General features: G+C 45.6%; 24 protein-coding genes and 1 pseudogene. 15 read left to right on the top strand and 10 right to left on the bottom strand.

Going from position 1 to position 22,071, the window contains the following annotated elements; translation table 11 throughout:
- Positions 1-279, top strand: a 279-nt coding sequence (locus QUA56_RS18480) for a hypothetical protein (protein WP_333360173.1), incomplete at its 5' end; no start/stop codon positions are given.
- Here the strand turns inward: QUA56_RS18480 and QUA56_RS18475 are convergent.
- The 6 genes from QUA56_RS18475 to QUA56_RS18450 form a co-directional block, all read right to left on the bottom strand.
- Positions 252-2,387 (bottom strand): glycosyltransferase, encoded by a 2,136-nt coding sequence (locus QUA56_RS18475; protein WP_333360171.1) that lies wholly within the window; start codon positions 2,385-2,387, stop codon positions 252-254. The two genes, QUA56_RS18480 and QUA56_RS18475, sit on opposite strands and share 28 nt — an antisense overlap.
- Before the next feature lie 229 nt (positions 2,388-2,616).
- Positions 2,617-3,174, bottom strand: a complete 558-nt coding sequence (locus tag QUA56_RS18470) for a hypothetical protein (RefSeq protein ID WP_333360169.1) — start codon at positions 3,172-3,174, stop codon at positions 2,617-2,619.
- A gap of 240 nt (positions 3,175-3,414) precedes the next feature.
- Positions 3,415-4,488: a glucose-1-phosphate thymidylyltransferase gene (locus QUA56_RS18465; protein WP_333360167.1), complete on the bottom strand. Its 1,074-nt coding sequence runs from the start codon at positions 4,486-4,488 to the stop codon at positions 3,415-3,417.
- A 445-nt stretch (positions 4,489-4,933) separates the two neighbouring features.
- Positions 4,934-5,644, bottom strand: coding sequence for a M15 family metallopeptidase (locus QUA56_RS18460; protein ID WP_333360164.1), 711 nt, complete (start codon positions 5,642-5,644; stop codon positions 4,934-4,936).
- A gap of 45 nt (positions 5,645-5,689) precedes the next feature.
- Positions 5,690-5,914, bottom strand: coding sequence for a DUF433 domain-containing protein (locus QUA56_RS18455; RefSeq protein WP_333360162.1), 225 nt, complete (start codon positions 5,912-5,914; stop codon positions 5,690-5,692).
- Positions 5,915-6,034: 120 nt separating this feature from the next.
- On the bottom strand, positions 6,035-6,697 hold the full coding sequence (locus QUA56_RS18450; RefSeq protein WP_333360159.1) for a class I SAM-dependent methyltransferase: 663 nt from the start codon (positions 6,695-6,697) through the stop codon (positions 6,035-6,037).
- Between the two features lie 636 nt (positions 6,698-7,333).
- Here QUA56_RS18450 and QUA56_RS18445 point away from each other — a divergent pair.
- From QUA56_RS18445 to QUA56_RS18425, 5 genes are all read left to right on the top strand, one after another.
- Positions 7,334-7,825 (top strand): TerB family tellurite resistance protein, encoded by a 492-nt coding sequence (locus QUA56_RS18445; RefSeq protein WP_333360157.1) that lies wholly within the window; start codon positions 7,334-7,336, stop codon positions 7,823-7,825.
- A 213-nt stretch (positions 7,826-8,038) separates the two neighbouring features.
- Positions 8,039-9,370, top strand: coding sequence for a Rieske 2Fe-2S domain-containing protein (locus QUA56_RS18440; protein ID WP_333360155.1), 1,332 nt, complete (start codon positions 8,039-8,041; stop codon positions 9,368-9,370).
- 672 nt (positions 9,371-10,042) lie between these two features.
- Positions 10,043-10,513, top strand: a complete 471-nt coding sequence (locus QUA56_RS18435; RefSeq protein WP_333360152.1) for a MarR family transcriptional regulator — start codon at positions 10,043-10,045, stop codon at positions 10,511-10,513.
- 163 nt (positions 10,514-10,676) lie between these two features.
- The gene (locus QUA56_RS18430; RefSeq protein ID WP_333360150.1) at positions 10,677-12,353 is read left to right on the top strand and encodes an HlyD family secretion protein; all 1,677 of its coding nucleotides are present in this window, start codon (positions 10,677-10,679) and stop codon (positions 12,351-12,353) included.
- Between the two features lie 201 nt (positions 12,354-12,554).
- On the top strand, positions 12,555-13,670 hold the full coding sequence (locus tag QUA56_RS18425) for a formylglycine-generating enzyme family protein (RefSeq protein WP_333360147.1): 1,116 nt from the start codon (positions 12,555-12,557) through the stop codon (positions 13,668-13,670).
- 165 nt (positions 13,671-13,835) lie between these two features.
- On the opposite strand, the gene QUA56_RS18420 is transcribed toward QUA56_RS18425, so the two are convergent.
- The 3 genes from QUA56_RS18420 to QUA56_RS18410 are packed head-to-tail and all read right to left on the bottom strand — an operon-like array spanning position 13,836 to position 14,695.
- Positions 13,836-14,291 (bottom strand): hypothetical protein, encoded by a 456-nt coding sequence (locus tag QUA56_RS18420; RefSeq protein WP_333360145.1) that lies wholly within the window; start codon positions 14,289-14,291, stop codon positions 13,836-13,838.
- Complete coding sequence (locus tag QUA56_RS18415; protein WP_333360142.1) at positions 14,288-14,488, bottom strand: hypothetical protein; 201 nt, start codon at positions 14,486-14,488, stop codon at positions 14,288-14,290. The genes QUA56_RS18420 and QUA56_RS18415 overlap by 4 nt, the downstream gene beginning before the upstream one ends.
- Positions 14,489-14,539: 51 nt before the next feature.
- The gene (locus QUA56_RS18410; RefSeq protein WP_333360139.1) at positions 14,540-14,695 is read right to left on the bottom strand and encodes a hypothetical protein; all 156 of its coding nucleotides are present in this window, start codon (positions 14,693-14,695) and stop codon (positions 14,540-14,542) included.
- 293 nt (positions 14,696-14,988) lie between these two features.
- Here QUA56_RS18410 and rpmH point away from each other — a divergent pair, with 293 nt between their 5' ends.
- The 7 genes from rpmH (at position 14,989) to QUA56_RS18375 (ending at position 20,088) form a co-directional block, all read left to right on the top strand.
- Positions 14,989-15,126 carry a 50S ribosomal protein L34 gene (rpmH, locus tag QUA56_RS18405; protein ID WP_332943895.1) on the top strand — a complete coding sequence of 46 codons (138 nt, stop codon included), beginning with the start codon at positions 14,989-14,991 and terminating at the stop codon, positions 15,124-15,126.
- Between the two features lie 42 nt (positions 15,127-15,168).
- The gene (rnpA, locus tag QUA56_RS18400; protein ID WP_333360137.1) at positions 15,169-15,573 is read left to right on the top strand and encodes a ribonuclease P protein component; all 405 of its coding nucleotides are present in this window, start codon (positions 15,169-15,171) and stop codon (positions 15,571-15,573) included.
- Entirely contained in the window at positions 15,545-15,937 is a 393-nt protein-coding gene (locus tag QUA56_RS18395) for a PH domain-containing protein (protein ID WP_333360135.1), read from the top strand. The genes rnpA and QUA56_RS18395 overlap by 29 nt, the downstream gene beginning before the upstream one ends.
- A 203-nt stretch (positions 15,938-16,140) precedes the next feature.
- A complete protein-coding gene (yidC, locus tag QUA56_RS18390; protein ID WP_333360133.1) occupies positions 16,141-17,289 on the top strand; it encodes a membrane protein insertase YidC in 1,149 nt (382 codons plus the stop codon).
- Positions 17,290-17,300: 11 nt separating this feature from the next.
- Positions 17,301-17,774: a R3H domain-containing nucleic acid-binding protein gene (locus tag QUA56_RS18385; protein ID WP_333360130.1), complete on the top strand. Its 474-nt coding sequence runs from the start codon at positions 17,301-17,303 to the stop codon at positions 17,772-17,774.
- A gap of 97 nt (positions 17,775-17,871) precedes the next feature.
- Complete coding sequence (locus QUA56_RS18380) at positions 17,872-18,381, top strand: YceD family protein (protein WP_333360128.1); 510 nt, start codon at positions 17,872-17,874, stop codon at positions 18,379-18,381.
- A gap of 198 nt (positions 18,382-18,579) precedes the next feature.
- Positions 18,580-20,088, top strand: a complete 1,509-nt coding sequence (locus tag QUA56_RS18375; protein ID WP_333360126.1) for an AAA family ATPase — start codon at positions 18,580-18,582, stop codon at positions 20,086-20,088.
- 77 nt (positions 20,089-20,165) lie between these two features.
- On the opposite strand, the gene QUA56_RS18370 is transcribed toward QUA56_RS18375, so the two are convergent.
- Positions 20,166-20,309: a hypothetical protein gene (locus QUA56_RS18370; protein ID WP_333360123.1), complete on the bottom strand. Its 144-nt coding sequence runs from the start codon at positions 20,307-20,309 to the stop codon at positions 20,166-20,168.
- A 10-nt stretch (positions 20,310-20,319) separates the two neighbouring features.
- Here QUA56_RS18370 and QUA56_RS18365 point away from each other — a divergent pair, with 10 nt between their 5' ends.
- Complete coding sequence (locus tag QUA56_RS18365; RefSeq protein WP_333360121.1) at positions 20,320-20,781, top strand: SH3 domain-containing protein; 462 nt, start codon at positions 20,320-20,322, stop codon at positions 20,779-20,781.
- 105 nt (positions 20,782-20,886) lie between these two features.
- Positions 20,887-21,766: pseudogene (locus QUA56_RS18360) on the top strand (IS630 family transposase).
- Positions 21,767-22,071: the final 305 nt, after the last annotated feature.

Below are 22,071 nucleotides of genomic sequence, written 5' to 3'. Positions count from 1 at the left end.
CAACAATCCACTTGGGAAGCAAAATCTCGCAGCGACGCACCATACAAGGCGCGGGTTTATACCGTCGGGTGCGTCGCTATCAACAATCCACTTGGGAAGCAAAATCTCGCAGCGACGCACCATACAAGGCGCGGGTTTATACCGTCGGGTGCGTCGCTATCAACCATCTACTTGGGAAGCAAAATCTCGCAGCGACGCACCCTACAAAGCGCGGATTTATATACATTTTTGGCGATGTTAAATCTTACACTTTATCCGCGATCGCTCTCGAGCATTTGAGCTATATCGGCAGGATTTGGCAGCCGAATTGTAGCATATTCTTGGTGAATAATCTCAAAAAAACTCTTGACTTTTTTATCGAAACGTGCAAGTCTAAAGTTCTGACTGCGCTGCTGTGCACCAGCTTGAAGTTCTGCTAGCAAATCTGGATTAACAATTAGTTGATGTGAATGCTGGCTAAGTTCCTCAACGGTATTGAACAAAAAGCCCGATCGCCCGTGTTCGACAATTTCCGGTTGGCCGCCGCCGTTGAAAACGATCGGAGCACAACTATTTTGCATGGCTTCGACAGTCGCCATCCCGAAATGCTCGAATCTTTGAGGATTGACTTCACCCAAACCGCAGCCGTGCCAAAATATGCTCGCTCTAGCATAAAGCGATTTTACCTCATCGAAGTCAGCATTGACTTTTAGCTCGATCGCCCTTGAATCTTGCTTCAATAAATTCTGAACAGTCTTTAAATAAGGATTTTTCGGAATACTGCTGCCGGCTAAAATTAGCCGCCATCCTTGAAATTCTTGGGGATAATCTGCTAACAAACTGCGGAAAGCTTTAATTAGTTCAATTTGCTTTTTTGTTCCCCCAGCTTCAAACTGTCCCACAGCCAAAATTATGTTTTCTTTCGGCACTTTAACTGTTGCCATTTCCACGGGCGGATAAAGCAGAAAAGTTGGCTTTAGGTTCCAGCGTTTCTCCAACCACTTGACTGTAAATTGACTGTTGGCAATAATGAAAGTGTAGTCATCGACTGCAAAGTGACGGTTGCGGAAAGTATTGGGAAAGTGGCAGAAAAATATTGAGATTGGCGACAGCGGTTTAACTTTTTCCAGTTGGTTTGCGTTGATAAAAATATCGTAGTTTTTGCTTTCTCGGGCAATTTCATCAAAGGGATTTTCCACATCCTCCACGATGATGCTGGAATCGATGCACTGCATTCCGCGTTTCTCGTAAAACGCCAAGGGCATAATTTTAATTTTGCACTCTGAAAGGTTGAGTCCGTACCACGATTCTAAGTCGGAAATAGCAACTGGTTTGTTGGCGATAAAAGTAATGTCGAATTCATTTTGTAGCAGCGAGGCGAGGGTAGCGACGTATTTTTGACCGCCGCCGATAAAATGCAGTCCGTGATCGTAAATGGCGATCGACATTTTGCGATCGCCCCGAACCACCTGCAACCGAGATAAAATGCGATCGACCTTCATCCGACTGTAAATCACAGCCAACTTTTCCGACAACTGCGGGATTACAGTTTCGATGATTTCCGGTTTCTGATAATCTAAAAGTTTTTTAATCGCTACAAATAAACTCTCGAACAGCAAATCGTACTGCTTGTTAGTAAAAAAATCCGAAGTGTGAATTGCTTTGACTAATTGCAAAGGTTCGTGTTTTGCCAAATACAAAAACCGATTGCGGTTGCAGAAATACTCGGTAAGTTTGCTTCCTTTACTCGAACCCCGATACTCGTGATGGGCGATCGCTGCGGGAGTATAAAGCATTTTCCAACCGCGTTTGTGGCAGCGTTTGGCAAACTCTACATCTTCAAAGTACATCACAAAATCTTCATCTATCGGCCCCACATCTTCGAGACATTCCCTGCGGAAAAGCACCGCCGCCCAACAAAGCCCTTCGACTTCCCGTTCTGTATCGTACTGTCCAGAATCTTTTTCGCCAAAGCCGACATCTTGCCAATAAAAATTAGGTAATTGCTGAATACCTGCGCTGTTAATTCGCCCGTCTTTAAACAGCAATTTGCCGCTAGTCGCACCTACTTTCTTATTAGTTTCTAGAATTGTGACAAGTATATCTAACCAGCGATTGTCAAGGGTAGCATCATTATTTAGAAAGGCGATATATTGCCCTTTCGCTTCGCTGATGCCGAGGTTGAGGGCTTTAGCAAAGTTGTTGGCGGAATTGACAAAAATGCGGACTTTTGGAAATAGTTCGCGCAGGGAATTAACGGAATCGTCTTGAGAACAATTATCAATTACAATTAAATCTAGTTGCTGTTCGGGATACGCAAGTTTTTGTAGAGATTTTAAGCAATCTTTCGTGTGGCGCAGACCGTTATAGTTGACTATAATTAACGAGCATATTGGCAGTACAATCATTCGATTTTAGATTTTAGATTTTAGATTTTAGATTGAGTAATTTAAGGATTGAAGGATTGAAGAATTTTCGATTTGGGATTGAAGAATTGAGGAGTTTTCGCTTTGGAATTTGGGATTTTAGATTGAGGAATTGAATAGTTTTTGATTTTTGATTGAAGCATTGAAGAATTGCTCTCGCGAATAAATCTGGGGCCTTGTGACCAAATTATTTTGGGTCATCTTTGATGCTTTATTGTTGTCGATCGAGCAATTGAGCGGTAATCTTCTCTAAAATAGCAGTATGTTTCTGCTGGACTGCTTTAATTTGCTCTATTTCCGACTGAAAAGTTGCGATCGCATTTTGTTGAGTCTCAAGCTGTGCTGTAACTTCGGGAGATCCGCTGCTGAACTCGGATTGAATTTTTTTCTCTAGAGTTTGTTGATTTTCTTGCAATTTTTGCAATTGAATGCTCAATGTTTGAACGACGCGGGTATTCGCAAAATTGTAAATTACTTGTCGTTCGAGTACGGGTCTGAGCAATTTTCGGACTATTTTCCTAACGGCGATGACTGCGGAACCCAGCCGCCTTTGGTAAGAGGTAATGGGGATGTTATAAATGTCGAAACCCGCCTTTAAAAGGGCGATGTCTTCGTCATCTTCATCTCGGGCGTGAAGCGAAGCTATCCCGAAGGGAATCGCACTATTTTCTCTTCCAGACAGCGGCGGCTCAGCGATACCAATTCGCGGCTCCAAAGTTTGTCGCAATTTATCTATGATTTGTTGAGTTGGTATTTCTTCGTACTGCAAACTTTCTTCTCCTTTGGATAACTTAGTATGACTTATTATGGAACAGGCATCTTGGCTATTTCAATCCTTGTAACTAATTGTGAACAGGCATCTTTGCTGTGTGAATAATTGTAATTAATTGTGGAACAGGCCGGAAAGCCTGTTCGAGGGCGGGCAGGATGCCCAACCCCTACTCCCCACAAGAAAATTTATCTCTTGTTACATCAAGATTATTGCTTCCGATATTAGCAATATCTCAATTTAAGCTAACTCAATTTGACTGTCATCACCAATCATAAACCGCAGAGCTTTTGGACGAGCCGGTGCATTGGTGAGTTGAGCTCGCTGCCCGATCACGCTGTCAACAATTCGCTGGTGAATGCCAACTATTTTCGCCCCTTGCAATATGACGCTGTGTTCGATATCTGCATCAATCATCGTCACGCGATCGGCAATACTGCTGTAAGGCCCGATAAAGCAATTTTCAATGCGGCAATTTTCCCCAATTACCACTGGCCCGCGAACCGTAGAATTAATTACCTCCGTTCCTTCCCCTATTTGCACTCGCCCGATAATTTGACTTTTTGCGTCTACTTTTAAGTCAGTTGAAGCTACGATACGGCTATCTAAAATGATTTGGTTTGCACTCAGCAAATCGTCTTTTTTTCCCGTATCCAGCCACCAACCCTCTAAATTGCAGGCTTCTACGTGTTTTTCCTGATTGATGAGCTGTTGAATGGCATCGGTAATTTCGAGTTCGCCCCGGGGCGAAGGTTGAATTTGATCGATCGCCTCGTGGATAGTAGGAGCAAAAAAGTAAATTCCCACCAGTGCTAAATTTGATGGCGGAACTTTTGGTTTTTCTACTAACTGCAAAACTCGCCCGTTATCATCAACTTTTGCAACACCGAAAGCAGAGGGATTGGGCACTGGACGCAGCAAAATCAGGGCGTCTAGTTTTTGCTTGTTAAAAATCTCTAAGAACGGATCTAACTGATTCTGAATTAAGTTATCTCCCAAATACATAATAAATGGAGAATCACCCAAAAATGGTCTAGCAACTTTCACCGCGTGAGCGAGTCCCGCCGGCTGTGCTTGCAAGATATAAGTAATTTTTGCACCGAAGCGAGATCCATCTCCTGTTTTTGTCTTCACCTCTTCCCCGGTTTCGGGACTAATAATAATCCCAATATCCGTAATCCCAGCCGCCACAATTCCTTCAATTCCGTACCACAGTATCGGCTTATTTGCTACAGGAACCAATTGCTTAGCACCCGTATAGGTGAGGGGACGCAAGCGTGTTCCTTTGCCGCCAGAGAGGATGAGTGCTTTCATGGGGTCAACTCTGAGTTATCCTTTAGGGTTTGCGGTGCTGGCTCGATTTGCCTGCACTTGTTCGCTCTTGTTGATTTTAAAGCACTGCTACCCCGCTGGCAATAGTTGTCGTGTCTGATGATACAAATGATTTATAATGATTTATGCCGATCGAGCTTTTATAGTCCTGGACGCATAGAGTGTCAATCGATTTTAGATTTTAGATTTTAGATTTTAGATTTTAGATTTACTTGCGCGAGATAAATGCTCTTTCTTGAGGATTTTTGATTTTCGATTAAAGAATTGATTCCACGGATAAATCACGTGGCGGGTACCACCTTTGAAATTCTTGGTCAGGAACCAGGTTTCTTGCCGAATAAAGCACCTAAAAGCTGAGGTTTTTTGTCAAGAAACCCGGTTTCTCAAGGTTGCGAGTGCGCCAGTCCAGATTTAATTGCGTAGCCTTTTAATAGCGGCCGTATCGGGCCACAAATTGATTAACACTATTGTTTTGATTTGTCAACCAAGCCCACATCTGATCGCCCAGACAAAAATGCCACCATTCGTTAGGATGCTGCTGAAAACCCGCATTTATCATCACATTTTTTAAGATTTGCCTGTAATGGTTATATTGCTGTTCTTGTGGGTAATTGCTGTTAGCAAAATAATCGGGATAAGAACGTTCTGATATTTCATCAATCGGAGAACCCATATCAATTGGCAGATGATTTTGATCCGCTAAAGTTATATCTAAAGCAGCACCTGTACTGTGAGGGGGAGGCGTCGCGCGATCGAGGCTCGGTACTGCCCAAAATTGATATACGTGTTCTATAATTACTTGGCGTTTGTCTTCGGAAACTGGAAATTCGCAGCCTTGAGCTAAAGCAATTTGATTAAAAGTATAATCTACCATAAATTGCTGGACTTCGACCGGCCGATAAGCGTCAAATATCAGAATTTTCCAATTTTGGTGATTTTTCTGTAACTCAGTTTGAGCTGCGATTAAACTATCTACCACTCCTTGCCGCAAATAGTAAGGCGAATCTGCTTTGCTGTTGTGATAGGGAGCACCCAACTTTTGATAAGGGTGCGGCATTTCAAAGGCAAAATGTTCTGGTGGAATCGGGACTAAAGGTTCGCCGCATTCGTTAATAGATATTTGCTGGTATGGTTTCATATCAAGGTGTTACCCTACTTGATGATTACTGATGAACTACCCTACTCAGTATATGCTTTTCACTTGAGTCAGCCGCGCTGCAAATAGCAAAGCAGCTAGAACATCCTCATGTTCTAAATCTTGATAGTCATCTATAATTTCTTTAGCATTCATACCAGAACAGAGTAATTCAATAATCAACTCTACTGGATATCGGAGACCGCGAATACAGGGTTTTCCGTGACAGATATTTGGATCGAGTGTGATGCGCTGCAAAAGTTTGTTTTCCATATTTTAGGAGCAAATATTCAATATATCCTAACCTAAATAGTGTAGCTTTCGATCGATCGGTTTTTAGTAAGGACTTTAGTGCTTTCAATCTCCATCTAAAGTCCTTACTGCCAAAAAATCCTAACTTTGGCGGTAAGCAACTACCGCATAAAACGGATCGCCGCTTCCTATTCGCAGCATTTGCATAAAACTCGGCAAGTTAGCCTTGCGAACTATTACTTCCGGCTTGCTAAATCCGGGTATATTCGCTCCTTGGACAGAATCAAAGTAACTCTTGACTAATTCTACCCGATCGCCCTCCGAACCTTCCCGCCAAGCCGCGATCGCCTTTTGATAAAACATCCGGTTGGAAAAGCTCACAATTGCTACGCCACCAGGCTTCAATATCCGGTGAATCTCGGCAAAAATCGCATCCGGGTGTTGCAAATACTGTACTGAAACGCAGTTGACAACCGCGTCAAACTCTGCATCCGGTAGCGGCAATTTGGAATTTGCGTTCAAATTCTGCACGAAATAATGATTCAGTCTGCGATTCTTTGCCAACTCTTCTTCATTCATGCCGTGCCCTTCAACATGGGCAAATTGCATCTCGTCGGGGAAGTGAGAAACCCAACTGCTCATCATATCAAAAATCCGAGTATTCGGCTTCAGCCGTTCCCGATACAAATCGGTTAGTTGCTGAATGAATCCATCGTCTACGTGAGTCACAAACCGGGGATAGGAGTAGAACAAATTGTCGTCGGAGTCATCTAACTTGGTGCGTTTGTCGGCTGGAAGCAACATAAATTCAGATCGCAAACTAGATTTACCCTTTCTAGTTTAAGAAAAATTAAGAATTGTAAACACACTTCCCAGGGCGGACATCCGGCTTGCAGGGTGATAGTCAGAGCGCGATAATCCTATGGAAAGCTACACATCCTCCGCAGCGCCACAGTATGCGAGTGCAACCGCGACTCCGCCAGGGACTTACAGCAGTTTATCGTCGAACCCGGTCTAACTTCTTACTGAAACCCAGGCACTGAAGTCGCCCAATATCTCAGTTCAGAATTAACGACGCATATTTTCTAGTAAAACGCAATATATCAAAGTTGGTATCTTGTAAGTATGGAATCTTAAATATTGGTAGATTCAATATAGCCAACTTTGTTATATAGCAATCCTCGCATCAGCAGCAAAATCGAGCGAGACCAGAATCCTTGCAGTGCGAGCCAGAAAGCTCGCGTATAATGCAAGCAAATCATTTAGGATTGCTATATTGACATGCCTAAACTTTTATGATTTAATTTTGCTATTGCTTAAGAAATTCAGCCGAGGGAAACAACCGCACAGTGGAAAGCTTTCCTTTGAATAAGGTTGATTCAAGCAAAAAAGTAAATTTGCGTAAGTCCTGATTCTTCCCAAACATAAACAAGGTAATTTATGAGCAATATCACCGACGGACTACCTGCTTCAGAATTCATGAAAAAGAACCTAGGTATTTCTGAAGCTCCTGTTGAAGCATACCTGAACTACGGATATGCGCTCCTCGCTATTGCTGGAGCTGATGGAGAGGTTTCAGAAGCCGAATTTAATTGGTTGCTAAATCATCAGCGTCTTGTTGGCGCACCTGAAGAAGTAATAGAGAAATACAAAACATTTGACTACAAAAATGCTGATTTAGAAAGTTTGCTGAGTAAGATTACAGTTGATGTGACTACTTGGTCTAAATCAAGGTCATTGCTGTATCATGCAATTCAAATGGCTAGCGCCGATGAGGATTACTCACCAGAAGAGCGAAAAGCTGTTAAGAAAGCAGCTAAACTGTTGAAGGTGGAAGATGATATTGCACTTGCTCTCAATAGGTTGGTAGAGACAGAAGAAGCAGTAACTGCATTACGCAAAGCGTTACTACAGACTGAGGTTTTAGCTTAATTGAGCAGAACCCCTACATCGCCATCGGATTGATTCAGTGTAAGTGTAGGGTGTGAGGTTGGGGTGTTGACTCTGTACCATAGATGCAAACCAGAAAGCTCAGATAGAATCTGACTTTCCTAATTTTGTATTTTGCATTTTGAATTGGTATCACAGAGCGTTTTCTTTCCCTACACTCCACACCCTACTCTTGACACCCTAATTTTTTATAAAATGGAAGCGGAATTCAATTTTTTTCAGCATTGGTATCCTCTTTCGCCAGTCGAAGATTTAGATCCCAAGCAACCAACAGCAGTGACACTTCTGGGACTGCGTTTAGTCATCTGGAAACCCAAATCATCTGAAACTTTCCAAGTGTTTTTAGATCGATGTCCGCACCGGCTTGCTCCCCTAAGTGAGGGTCGCATTGATGACGAAACAGGGAATTTAATGTGTAGCTATCATGGTTGGCAATTCGATCGCCAAGGAATTTGTACTCATATTCCCCAAGCAGAAAATCCAGAACTTGCAAGCAAAAATAAAAAAAATCTGTGTGCTATAGCACTACCAACTCGTCAGGAACAGGATTTACTCTGGGTTTGGCCAGATGCAAAATCAAGCCAACAAGCTACCGATACACCATTGCCTTTGTCACCCCAAGTAGACGCAAGCAAAGGCTTTGTTTGGTTTTCTTTTGTACGGGATTTAGAGTATGACTGGCAAACTCTTGTGGAAAATGTGGCAGATCCGAGTCATGTTCCTTTTTCTCATCACGGCGTGCAGGGCGATCGCAAACAAGCAAAACCGATCGCGATCGAAATTGTACAATCAACACCCAATTTGATTGAAGCGACTATAGAAGGAGATCTACAAAGAACAATCACTTTTGAACCACCTTGTCGCTTGGAGTATGCGTTCAGTTTTAACAATGGCAGCAAACAGCTTGGACTTATCACCTACTGTATACCTGTATCTCCAGGTAAGTCTAGAATTGTCGCTCATTTTACCCGTAACTTTGCCAAAACACTCCATCATCTCACACCCCGTTGGTGGGATCACGTCAGCGAACGCAATCTGGTTATTGATGGAGATATGGTTCTTCTACAGCAGCAAGAATATTTTCTCCAACAAAGACAATCTACTGAAAGCTGGAAAACTGCCTATCAGCTACCTACAAGTGCAGACCGTTTAGTAATAGAGTTTAGGAATTGGTTCGATCGCTATTGTCACGGACAACTACCTTGGAGCGAAGTTGGAATCAATGTTCCACCAACACGTAATATCAATAGCGATCGCGAACAAATCCTCGATCGCTACAAACAACACACCCAACATTGTCGTAGCTGTCGAGAAGCACTTTTGATTGTGCAACGCTTGCAAGCAGTGCTTTTAATCTACTTTGCTATTACTGTTTGCGCTGTTGCTCTCCTTCCCGATGGATTGCAACTAACTCTGGGTTTACCCTTAATTGTGACAGCACTATTAGGTCTAGGAGCTTACGCTTGGCTGAGATTCTGGCTTCGTCCGAGATTTTACTTTGTGGACTACATCCATGCGGACAGATAGAGGCGTTCATGCTTGGAAAAACTATTAGCTTGCTTATTTTGTTAAGCTGTTCGGCATTTAAAGGAGGATAGTAGGGTGCCGGGCGTAAATAGGCGTTTCCCATGTATAGTAAGTGTTCGCGAATGACGCACCTTACCTGGATCGTTAATGGTTTAAATGCTCCACAGCTTAGATCGAGTTATCACTAGATTAGCGGGAGAGCCAGAGTCATGATAATGCTGCTCAAAAATTAATAAAAATAATGGCGGAAAAACTCTCGATATAGCTCACAGCTAACAGTTACTTGTTCTCGGTCAAATGATATTCACGATCGTTAGTCAATAGAATATGCTGCTATCTCTAAATAATCTCTTTTTTTTACATTTTTAAAGTTTACTATCTTTGTGGCGGGGTCGAGCTCAAATTCCTGTAAGTCCCTGGCTTACAGCTAAAGTCCACTTTAAGTGGACTAAACAGCAGTGTCAGTCTCGATCGAACGATCGAGCATCTCATCAGTTAAGCTTGAATTTTTTAGTCGGTTTCAACCGAATTCAGCTTTTAGCCTGGGACTTAAGTCCCAGGGGGATTCCCGGTTTTAGCATAGCTGTCGGCCTCAAAAAATCTGCTTGCGCCCCCTTGACAATTCCCGAAAAACATCTTACTCTAATAATACGAACACTAAGTAATAAGCCGATGGTTACTGCACCCACTGTCGATCGTACAAATCTAGCTCAGTGGCACGACGTTCTCGCCCCCCAGAGCGTGGGCTACCGACTCAAACTGCTGGGGCAGCTATGTACTCGCAGGCTGCAAGAGGTACTCGAACCCTTTGGATTGACACCTTTTCACTGGCTGGTACTGTGCTGCTTGTGGCAAGAAGACGGTTTGCCGACTTCCAGCATTGGCGACAAACTGCAACAGGTAGGCGGGACACTGACAGGCGTGCTCGATCGCATGGAAGAAAGAGATTTAGTCCGCCGTTCGAGAGACACCCGCGATCGGCGCATTTGGCGAATTTGGCTGACGGATGCAGGCAGGGAACTGCAATACGTGCTGCCGCCACTGGTAGCTAAGAGCAGAGAGAAGTCAATGACTGGAATTTCAAAGGCCGATCGAGAACGCTTCTCACAACTCATCGATATCGCGATCCTCAATCTTTCCTAAACCGACAAATCGCTCTTTCGAGTGAAGCGCAACACCATCTACCTCCACTACATTACAAATAACCGCTAAATACTACGCACTCTTAATAAAAGCCGTCTTACTAACTAAAAAGTACGCACCCTAAACAAACGACATCTTACTAAAGTATCAGGAGTCAAATACCATGAAAGGCACAAACGAAACCAACCCAGCAGAATTCAACGGTAACGGCAAAGCAGTCGCCGTATTAGAAAAGCCGATCGACGACACCCAAGCTAAAAGCCTGCCAGTAATCCCCGTCCCAGAGACAGAAATCAACGCCCCCGCCGAGGTCAAAACAGGCGCAGAAACAGAACTGCAAGCACCCTTACCGGCGGCTGCAACACCCAAGAAAAAGTCCAAGAAACCGCTGATTTTCGCAGCGCTGGGCATAGGGGCGATCGCCGCCGGCAGCTTCGGCTACCACTACTGGCAATACGCTTCCATCCACCAAGAAACCGACAACGCTACAGTTGCCGGACACATCCACCAAGTCAGCAGCCGCATCAACGGTACAGTCGGCGAAGTCTTAGTACAAGACAACCAACAAGTAAAACCCGGCCAACTGCTGATCAAACTTGACCCCCGCGACTACCAAGTTAAACTGCAACAATCCCAAGCAGCCTTAGAAAACGCCCGCCGCCAAGCCGAAGCAGCCGAAGCCAATATTTCCCTCGCCTCTCAAACCAGCCAAGGCAAAACAGCCCAAGCTCAAGGAGATATCAGCACCGCCAACGCTGGAATTTCCACCGCCCAAGCAGCCATTAGGGAAGCCCAACAAGGCGTGCCCGCGGCACAAGCTGCGGTAGCCGAAGCCGAAGCCGGGGTGCCCGCAGCGCAAGCCAAAGTGGCCCAAGCTGAAGCCGGAATTCCCCAAGCCCAAGCCAAAGTGACGGAAGCCGAAGCCGGCATTGCCGCAGCGCAAGCTCAGCTAGTACAAGCGCAAGCCAATCTCGTCAAGACGCAAGCTGATTATAAACGGTACGAAAGCTTGCAGCAAGAAGGTGCGATCGCCCGCCAGCAGCTAGACTCCGCCAAAGCAGCCTACGAAGTCGCCCAAGGCCAAACTACCGCAGCCCAACAAGGAATTGCCCAAGCCAGAGCGCGCTTAGCCCAAGCCAAAGAAGGCGTAACCGAAGCCCAAGCAGCAGTAGCCCAAGCTCAAGAAGGAGTAAAACAAGCCCAAGCCCAAGTAGCCCAGGCTCAAGTCGGCGTCGCCAGCGCCCAAGCCAAAGTCGCCCTAGCCGAAGAAGGCATCAGCACCGCCCAAGCCAAACTTGCTGCATCAAAGGGCGGATTGCAACAGGCGCAAGCTACGGGAGAGCAAACTAAAGTCAGCCGATCGCAGTATGATGCTGCCAAGGCTGCGATCGGGCAATCGGAAGCTGCGGTTAAAGACGCTCAACTGCAACTTTCCTACACGAATATCACTGCTCCCGCCGCCGGACAAATCGGCCGCAAATCCGTTGAAGTCGGGCAGCGGGTGCAGTCGGGAACGCCTTTAATGGCGATCGTCAGTAACGATTTGTGGATAATTGCTAACTTCAAAGAAACGCAACTGGCAAACATGAAACCAGGCCAAAAAGTAGAAATCAAATTAGATGCTTTTGGTGGCCGCAAATTTGAAGGTCATCTCGATAGTTTCTCCCCTGCTTCTGGCGCTCAATTCTCCCTATTGCCTCCCGATAATGCTACGGGAAACTTCACCAAAGTTGTGCAGCGGATTCCTGTGAAAGTTGTGTTTGATGCCGAAAGCATTAAAGGCTACGAATCGCGGATTGCACCGGGGATGTCTGCTACGGTAAATGTTGAACTGAAATAAGGGAAGAACACGGATGTTGACACGGATACACGGATGAGTTGAGAAGTCGGGGATTTGATTTTTTGGGCTTAAGGGCGACTAGCAGGAGAAATCCCCGACTTCTTGGAGAAGTTTGAGAAGCCGGGGATTTGATTTTTTTGGGTTAAGCGCGATCGCCCCAAAAAATGCCACAATGGGTAATCATGTCAAGGTCAAAATGCCATGCCAGACACCGAAAATCGACCCAGAGAATATGATTCCGTCCTCGGCAGTCAAAATTCAACCCCGATCGATGCCGCAGTCTTAGGAGGCATCCTCGGCGTTAAAAGTCGCTTAGCTTCGACCATACTCAAAGTCCGAATCGCCGCACTTTCGGAAGCGCTGAACTATGGAGAAGCAGGGTTAGATTTGATTGTTAGTGCATTGCAGGATGAGTCAATGCAGGTAAAATTAGCGGCCTATTCACTGCTGAAAGATAGGGATGACTTAAAGGTAAAACCGCAGTTCCCCCAAGACTATCTCCCTACATTTGACTTTGATGTAATCACAGTCGATGCGTATGGAAAAGAAAACAGTCGCAGTAAGTCCTTTGCTCGCTTCTTTCCTGAAGACTTAGGGAACGGAATTGTACTGGAAATGGTTTACATTCCCGGCGGCACATTTATGATGGGTTCGCCAGCAAAAGAGAACATTAGACGTGATAGTGAAAGTCCACAGCATCTAGTCACAGTACCGGCTTTTTTTGCAGGAAAATACCCCATCACCCAAGCACAGTGGCAAGCATTCATGGGAAACAACCCATCGGGCTTCAAAGGCGAAAAACGTCCTGTAGAAAATGTATGGTGGCACAAAGCCGTCAAATTCTGTGGCAAACTCTCGCAAAAAACCGGGAAAAAATATCGCCTCTTGAGTGAAGCAGAATGGGAATACGCCTGTCGTGCCCGAACAACCACCCCATTTCATTTTGGGGAAACTATTACCCCGGAATTAGCCAACTATAACGGAAACTACCCCTACGCAAACGCCCCCACAGGACTTTACCGTCAACAAACAACCGATGTCGGGAGTTTTCCCCCCAATGCCTTTGGACTGTGCGATATGCACGGCAATGTTTGGGAGTGGTGCAGCGATAGGTGGAACTCGAACTATCAGGGCGCACCAACTGACGGAAGTTCCTGGGAAACTGGCCCCGATGATTGGCCTGTGCAGCGTGGCGGTTCTTGGAGCAACAATGCCGTCGGTTGCCGCAGTGCCAATCGTAGCAGGAATTCGGCGCACGATTGGTGGGGGCTCTGGGGTTTTCGCGTAGCGGTGGCCTCGGTTTCTCTCTCGTCCTAGTTTTCCCGGTAAGGACTCTTCTTTACCCTTTTACACTTTTGCCCTCTGCACTTTTTCCTGTTCCATGAAGCCAGAAGGTCGATCGAACTTTTTTCAGCAACTACATCATGCTCATCGCACATCCCAATCATTAAACTGACCAATCTTCAAACCTCAATCCAGGGATTATTTCAAAATCTCGGGGATTCCGGGTAATACCAATTCTCGCCTCCAGAAAGCAACAATGATGAGTGTGGGTTTGTTTGCGCTCACCTGAGCTCCGGGTGCGTCGCTCAAAGATTGTGGATATTCTTTAAGATTTACGGGTGGCGACGCACCCGGAGCGATACTGTTGCATGAGTTTTGAGAATTAGTATAATGTTGAGACTCTCGATCGAAGTCAAGCAACTCAAAATCGGTCAGATAGTTGACGGTTTTTCGCAGACTTGCATAAGCTGATATTCTTTCCTCCCCCGATGTGGCTCGCCTAATACGGTTAAGTCGTGCATACATTTGAAGAGCAAATGTAACGATCGTAATCGCAATATCTTTGGGATTAACTGCACTCACACGCTGCACTATTTGTGGATTCCCCTGCCCAAAAAGTGTGGCACGGTCTGTATCAAATATCCACAAAGTCACTTAGCTGTTGCCTCCAGCTCATTTTTGTTTGTGATTTCTGTCCCATCAAGTCGATCGTAATATTCTGCCATTTGTGCATTCCTGTCGCGGCGCAGTTCTTCAATATCTTCCAGCATCTCATCAAAGTGCGGATCGTTTTTAAAGGCTCCTCCCCACTTCATCAAAGGATTTTCTGTTGGGGGAATATCTACTGTCATAGAGACTATTTCTACTCTTTTTAGACGATCGCTCAACAATCTGTGCAAGCTTTAAAAAGCTTCTTTTTTACTAGCTGCCGAACTCCTACACTCTGGCAATTCCCAAACTATTGCGCTGTAGAATTCTTCATCGTGCTTTTCAATTAGAACTTGATAAGTTAATTGGGTTGCAGGATTCGGAGTAGGGGTTAATACTGTGGCATCCATCTGTTTTTTCCGGTTGGTTATATTTTGAATTTTAACCCATTGTTTTTTAAACATCCAATTCTTTTCGTTATGCTGTCAATAGATGTCAGCAGTTGATAACCCCGCAGCACGTAAAAGTTGTCGGGATTCTAGCCTTTACCAATCATTCAAGGCTGCGATCGCAACTTCACTCTTACTCTCATTACATCTCAACTCGGAAAAATAAATATTATTGCCAAGAAAACCACTGTATGGTAAAATAGAAGATTGTGAATATTAATCAAAAGTAAAATAACGAGCCCGGAGAAATCAAAATGACACAGCAAACTCTGCACGGAACCAGCCGCAAAAGAAAAAGAACATCGGGTTTTCGCGCCAGAATGCGTACCGCAACCGGTCGATTGGTAATCAAATCCCGCCGCAGCAAAGGTCGCCACCGCCTCGCAGTCTAGCGCTGCATCAAGGTTGAGAGACCTCAACGATCGCCCTACGCCATGTTGCCCGAGACAAACCGACTCAAGCACCGAAAAGACTTCAGCGCCGTCTACCGCAAGGGAATGCGCCGCAACTCCGCTCATTTCAGCTTAAGAGCTCTGCGTAAACCCAAAAGCGCCGAATTCGCCAAACCGACAGCCGAAAAATCTTTGCAGCCCACTCGCACAGGCATTTCTATCAGCCTGAAAGTCAGCAAGCGCGCTGTAGTCCGCAACCGGATTAAGCGCCAGATTCGGGCAGCTTTGCGACAGCTATTGCCCCGATTAAAATTCGGGTGGGATTTAGTAATTGTCGTGCGTCCGATCGTACAAGAGTGCAATTATGCAGAAATTCTGCAAGAATTAGAGCAGTTGTTGGTAGAAGCCGAGGTACTAAATGGGAATTCGAGAGGAAGTATATTATGAAGGCGGCCCCGCGCCGGGAGACTTGATTATCAACTTACTCCTGGGGCTGACTGTGGTGGGAATCCCCCTCGCAGTAGGAGCAATTGTCCGGGCTCTGTGGCTGCGCTACCGGATCACGAGCCGCCGAGTGTCCGTAACTAGCGGTTGGATGGGGGGCGATCGCACAGACGTTATCTACTCAGATATAGTCAAAATGGTCACAGTACCTCGCGGTTTCGGGAGTTACGGAGACATGGTACTCACCATGAAAAATGGCAGTCGCTTGGAACTCAGAGCTATTCCGAAATTTCGAGCAATGTATGACTACATTAACGAAAAACTGCCGGCAGCCACTCAAAAAGCAAACGCGGCCAAAGCTAAATAAACGAACGGCTTCACCCTCAAATCAGGGTAAAGTCAGTGCGAGTATTGGCCAACTAATTACCACAAACCCGCAGACCGGGCGGTCGATCGACGGGCAATGTCCTAAGATAGAGACAAAACCCGAAAATTTGAGGCGGCTCGCGTTCAGCGGGTAAAAATAGTTCTCAAAAGTAAACATAGAGCACCTAAATTAACTCAAAGCGAATGGATTTTGGTATCTCGTTTCTCTCCAACAACCTCATGCTCCCGATCCTAGATTTTTTCTACGGGATCGTGCCAAGCTACGGTTTAGCGATCGTAGCACTGACGCTCGTGATTCGCTTTGCTCTTTATCCTCTCAATGCAGGCTCTCTTCGCAATATGCGGCGCATGAAAGTAGCGCAGCCGTTGATGAAAGAGCGAGTAGATCAAATTCAAAAACTCTATAAAGAAAATCCTGCAAAACAGCAGGAGGAAATGAGCAAAGTATACAAAGAATTCGGCAATCCTCTAGCAGGATGCTTCCCTTTGGTGCTGCAAATGCCAGTGCTGTTTGCACTGTTCGCAACGCTCAGGGGTTCGCCGTTTTCAGACATAAATTACAGCGTCAACGTTCAAGTTTTGCCCAAAGAACAAATCGAAACTGTTCAACCGCAAGCTTTTGCTACACCGCCCCAAAATATTTACGTCACAGGTACTTTTCATGCTCCAGTTGTGGGCGTAATTCCAGGCGGCGACAAACTCGCAGTCGGCGACACAACCAAGATTGATTTTCAAACCCCAGAGGGCAAACCTCTCAAAGCCCTAGCAGCAGAAAATAAGAGCGAAATTAACTTTGAACCGCGCTGGAAAGTCATCAAAGGCGAAGAACTAATCAAGGTAGACGAACAGGGCAACATTACGGCCTTAGCGCCCGGTGAAGCCACAGTTCAAGGCACAATCCCCGGATTGGCTACAAACAAAGGATTCCTGTTTATTGAAGCTCTAGGCCGCGTTGGCGCGATCGACGCAGACGGTACAATCCACTGGGATATTTTGGTGATGATCCTGGGCTTCGGCATCAGTTTGTACATCAACCAAACCCTTTCGGGACAAGCACAAGGGCCAAACGACAACCCCCAACAGGCTACAGTCAACAAACTGACGCCAGTCATATTTTCAGGGATGTTTTTGTTCTTCCCGCTGCCCGCCGGCGTGTTGATGTATATGCTGATTGCTAACATCTTCCAGACAGTTCAATCGTTCATTTTGTCGCGAGAACCGCTGCCCGAAAACCTCCAAAAAATCGTGGATGAAGCAGAGGCGAAAACCAAAAAAGAACAGGGATTAGATACACTTCCCTTCGAGCCGGGCCGTTCTAAGAAAAAGGCTTGATTTTAACAACAATGAAAGACTCTCAAATGCAGCGCGGACAGCAATGGTTAGAAGAATTGTTACAACTGTCCGCCATTCCTTCAAAAGTGGTATGCGAACAACAAAAAGATTGCTATTGGATGACAATAGATGAAAGCAATCTAACTCCAGAACAAGTTACAATTTTAGTTGGGCCAGAGGGTAATGTAATAGATGCCATTCAATACCTCTGCAACACCGTTCAAAATATAGGTCAGGAAGTAGAGGAGTCAATTCCTTATACAGTTGAACTCAATGGCTATCGTATCCGTCGCCAACAAGAACTGCGATCGATGGCCGAGTACGCAGCAGATCAAGCGCGCTCGACGGGAGTTGAATTTGAACTCAAATCGCTGTCTTCGGCAGAACGCCGTCAAGTCCACAGCTTTTTGAGCGAATGTGAGGATATAGAAACTTACAGTCAAGGACAAGAACCCGATCGGCGTTTGGTAGTGCGGCTGCGCTGACGCTAAAGAAGGAAGAAGGAAGAAGGAAGAAGGAAGAAGTTAAAAATTAACTATTCCTTTTAACCTTTGAATTCAAGAAGTAGGAAGGCAAAAGATTATGGAGACAATTTATATCCCTCATCTACTCACAAAAACTGAGCGGAAAGAGGTCATTGATTTTGAAGAAATTATCCCCGATTTAGAAACTCTTACTCCGGTGCGGGGGCGACTGCAAGTGACTCACCAAGGGAATTATCTTGAGGTGAAGGCGAAAGCAGAAACAATTGTTACTCTCACTTGCCACAGATGCTTGAAACAATACAATCACCGTTTGGCACTCAACTCATCTGAACTAATCTGGCTCGAAGAAACAGCAAATCATACAGATTCAAGTTCAACAGAAATAGAAGTTGCTTTAGAAGATTTGGTGGAAAATTTGTCACCAGGCGGCTATTTCTCTCCAAGCGATTGGGTGTACGAGCAAATGTGTTTGGAACTGCCGCACAAACAGATATGCGATACAGAATGTCCGGGAATTTCTTTAACTGACGATGATACAGAAAGCTCAGAAACAGTCTCTGACAGTCGCTGGGCGTCTCTGGAAGCACTTAAACGGCAATTGCCTTAGTCAATAATCAGAAGTCATTAGTCATTAGTCAGCAGTCAGCAGTCAGCAGTCAGCAGTCAGTAGCTAAGAATTAATAACTGTGGAATAAGGACTGCAAAAAAATCACATCGGCTAACATCTAATAACCAATAACTAATAACTAAGGACTAATGACTAATGACTAATAACCAATGACTAATAACCAATGACTAATGACTAATGACTATTTTTAGCGACGAGTTTGAACTGCTGCTGCGATCGCGCTACCCCCTGATTTACATTCCCACACGGGAGGAAGAGCGCGTAGAAGTGGCGATCGCCCAAAGTGCCAAAAAACAGGGTTCTCGCGCTGTCTACATCTGGGATTTTGTAGACGGCTACCAAGGCAATCCCAACGATGCTGGTTTTGGCAAGCGCAACCCGCTGCAAGCTTTGGAATTTCTCGAAAAATTGCCCCCCACCGCGCCGGCAATTTTTATTCTGCGGGACTTTCAGCGGTTTTTGGAAGATGTCTCGATTTCCCGCAAGCTGCGAAATTTGGCGAGACTCCTCAAATCTGTACCCAAAAATATTGTCATCGTATCTCCTATAGTTTCGATCCCGGAAGACCTCAGCGAAGTGATGACAGTTTTGGAGTTTCCCCTGCCTGCTGCAGCGGAAATCAAAATTGAGGTGGAAAGGCTGTTAGGGGCTACCGGACAGGCGATAGAAGGGCGTTTGCTGGACGAAACGGTGCGCTGCTGTCAAGGATTGTCGATCGAACGCATCCGCCGAGTTTTGGCAAAGGCGATCGCCACCAGAGGCGAACTCCATCCCGACGACGCGGAACTGATTTTAGAAGAAAAGCGCCAAACAATTCGCCAAACTCAAATTCTGGATTTTTACCCAGCCCGCGAAAATATCTCCGATATCGGCGGTTTGGACAATCTCAAAGAATGGCTGCTGCGGCGCGGCGGTGCTTTTTCCGATCGAGCCCGCCAATACGGTTTGCCGCATCCCAGAGGTTTATTGTTAGTCGGAATTCAAGGAACCGGAAAATCCTTAACAGCAAAGGCGATCGCCCACCACTGGCATTTGCCTTTACTCCGTTTGGATGTCGGGCGCTTGTTTGCCGGATTAGTCGGGGAATCGGAATCGCGCACCAGGCAAATGATTCAGCTAGCGGAAGCTTTGGCCCCCTGCGTGCTGTGGATTGACGAGATTGACAAAGCTTTTGCCGGATTGGACGGTAAAGGAGATTCCGGGACAACCAGCCGGGTGTTCGGAACATTTATTACTTGGTTGGCAGAAAAAACTTCTCCGGTGTTTGTGGTAGCAACCGCCAACAACATCCAGTCTTTGCCGCCAGAAATGCTGAGAAAAGGCAGGTTTGACGAAATATTTTTTGTGGGTTTGCCCAGCCAGGAGGAACGGCGGGCGATTTTTGAGGTACATTTGTTGCGGTTGCGATCGCACAGCATCAAAAATTACGATGTAGAGCGCTTGGCTTACGAAACTCCCGATTTTTCAGGGGCCGAAATCGAGCAAACTTTGATTGAAGCAATGCACATTGGGTTTAGCCAAAATCGAGACTTTACGACAGATGATATTTTAGAATCAGCTAGCCAGATGGTACCCTTAGCCAGAACGGCTCAAGAACAAATCCAGTTTCTCCAAGATTGGGCCGCTGCTGGGAAAGCTCGCCTTGCTTCTCGATACGGCAGTTTGAGCCGCCGGATTCAGGGGTAAGCTTTTGAAGTCAGTAGTCAGTAGTTAGTAGCCAGTTGTCAGTTGGCAGTTACCAGATTTTACTCAACATTCAGCAGTCAACATTCAACAGTCAACCCTCTTCCCTCTTCCCTCTTCCTTCTTCCTTCTTCCCTCTTCCTTCTTCCCTCTTCCCTCTTCCTTCTTCCCTCTTCCTTCTTCCCTCTTCCCTCTTCCTTCTTCCCTCTTCCTTCTTCCTTCATTTGCGGATTTATGAACAGTGTATATAGCGTTTTCAAATTTTTAGTAGGTTTTCTGCTAGCGATCGTCCTGATGGCAGGTGCTAGCGTGGCGGCTGCACTTTACTTTGCCGCTAAGCTAACTACTGTGCCCGAAAGACCTGTTTTTCCCAACGATAAAACACCTGTTCAGATTGCCGGCGCTGGGCCGAATTCAACAGCCCAGGCTAGCCCTGTTTCTACATCTAGCGATGCCCCGTCTCCGAAACCGCTGGAACCGGGAGCTTACCGAGCGATGGTGACTCAGCCGATCGGCTTAATTCTCCGGGATACTGGTAGCCGAGATGCGAACCGCATTGGCGGTGTTGGTTACAAGGAAAAAGTGGTAGTTTTGGAAGATTCGCCCGACAAAGAATGGCAGCGAATTCGGGTTGAGGATGGCAATCGCGAAGGTTGGGTCAAGGGCGGGAATACTGAAAAAGTTGAGGGGGAATAGGACCAGCGCAGTCCATATCACAGAGTTATAGCAAGCGCCAAGGTGGTTAAGCCCTATACTGGAAGTATCCCTTAATCTTGCTCCGCCTGTACCGGAGCGAGACCCATGCCCAAACCCTACAGTTACGACCTCCGTCAAAAAGTGATCCAAGCAATCAAGCTTGATTGCTTAAAGATTAGTGAAGCTTGCCTTATATTTAGCATGAGTCGTAACACTATTCGTTTATGGTTGAAGCGGGAACGCGAGACAGGGGACTTTCAAGCCTTGCCTAATCAACCGCCTGGTAATGGACACAAAATTACTGATTGGGAAAAATTTACCAAATTTATCGAGGTTAATGGAGATAAAACTCAAGTAGAGATGGCTAAACTATGGACGGAAGAAATTAGCGATCGCACTATATCACGGGCATTTAAAAAAATTGGGTTTACGCGAAAAAAAAAACTTATGGTTATCAAGAAAGGGATGAAGTTAAACGACTTCTATTTAAACAAGAGATAGCGCTGTATGTACCACAGAACATAGTGTATATAGATGAGTATGGGATGGATAGTAGAGAAGATTATAGCTATGGTTGGAATGCTAAAGGGAACCGCTTTTATGCTTTAAAAAGTGGCAGAAGACAAGGGCGAGTTAATATGTGATCGCTGCATATTGTGATGGTGAGTTATTGGCTCCATTTACTGTTGAGGGTTCTTGTAATCGAACAGTGTTTGAAACACGGGGCTAGAAACTTGTTTAATCCCAACGCTAAAACCGGGACAAATAGTGATTGCAGATAATGCCACCTTTCATAAAGGTGGGCGGATTATTCAATTAATTGAAGCCGCAGGTTGTCAGTTAAAATACTTGCCCTCCTATTCACCGGATCTTAACAAAATTGAGCGATGCTGGTCATGGTTAAAAAGTCGAATTCGCAAACAACTAATTAAATTCGACTGTCGAGCGGGATGCCATGGAAGCTGTGCTGAGTACAGTGGCTTAACCGCCTTGGCGGTTGCTATAACTGTTGAACAGTGTAGCGTTTGGCAGGAGAGCAATGTTGTGACTGCAATGATACGCTCAACTCGCTCATCCACGGCGTTTTATAGGCATCGCAGACTTCTCGGACGATGAAATGAGACAGCAATGCCTCAAAGTCTTAATTACCTGTGCAGATCGATCGACCCAATTGCCAGAGCAGGATAGTAAAGCCCTCTCCCTCTCGCCAAATCGGGACGTTTCCCCTGCCTTTACAGTGTTGTGAGAGATGGATGTCTGGACAGATAGATTTCGGAGAGATATATTCTT

The sequence above is a fragment of the Microcoleus sp. N3A4 genome, assembly GCF_036701805.1.
Classification (GTDB): domain Bacteria; phylum Cyanobacteriota; class Cyanobacteriia; order Cyanobacteriales; family Microcoleaceae; genus Microcoleus.
The sequence above is the reverse complement of the archived record's forward strand: the minus strand, read 5'-3'. Positions and strand labels throughout refer to the sequence as shown.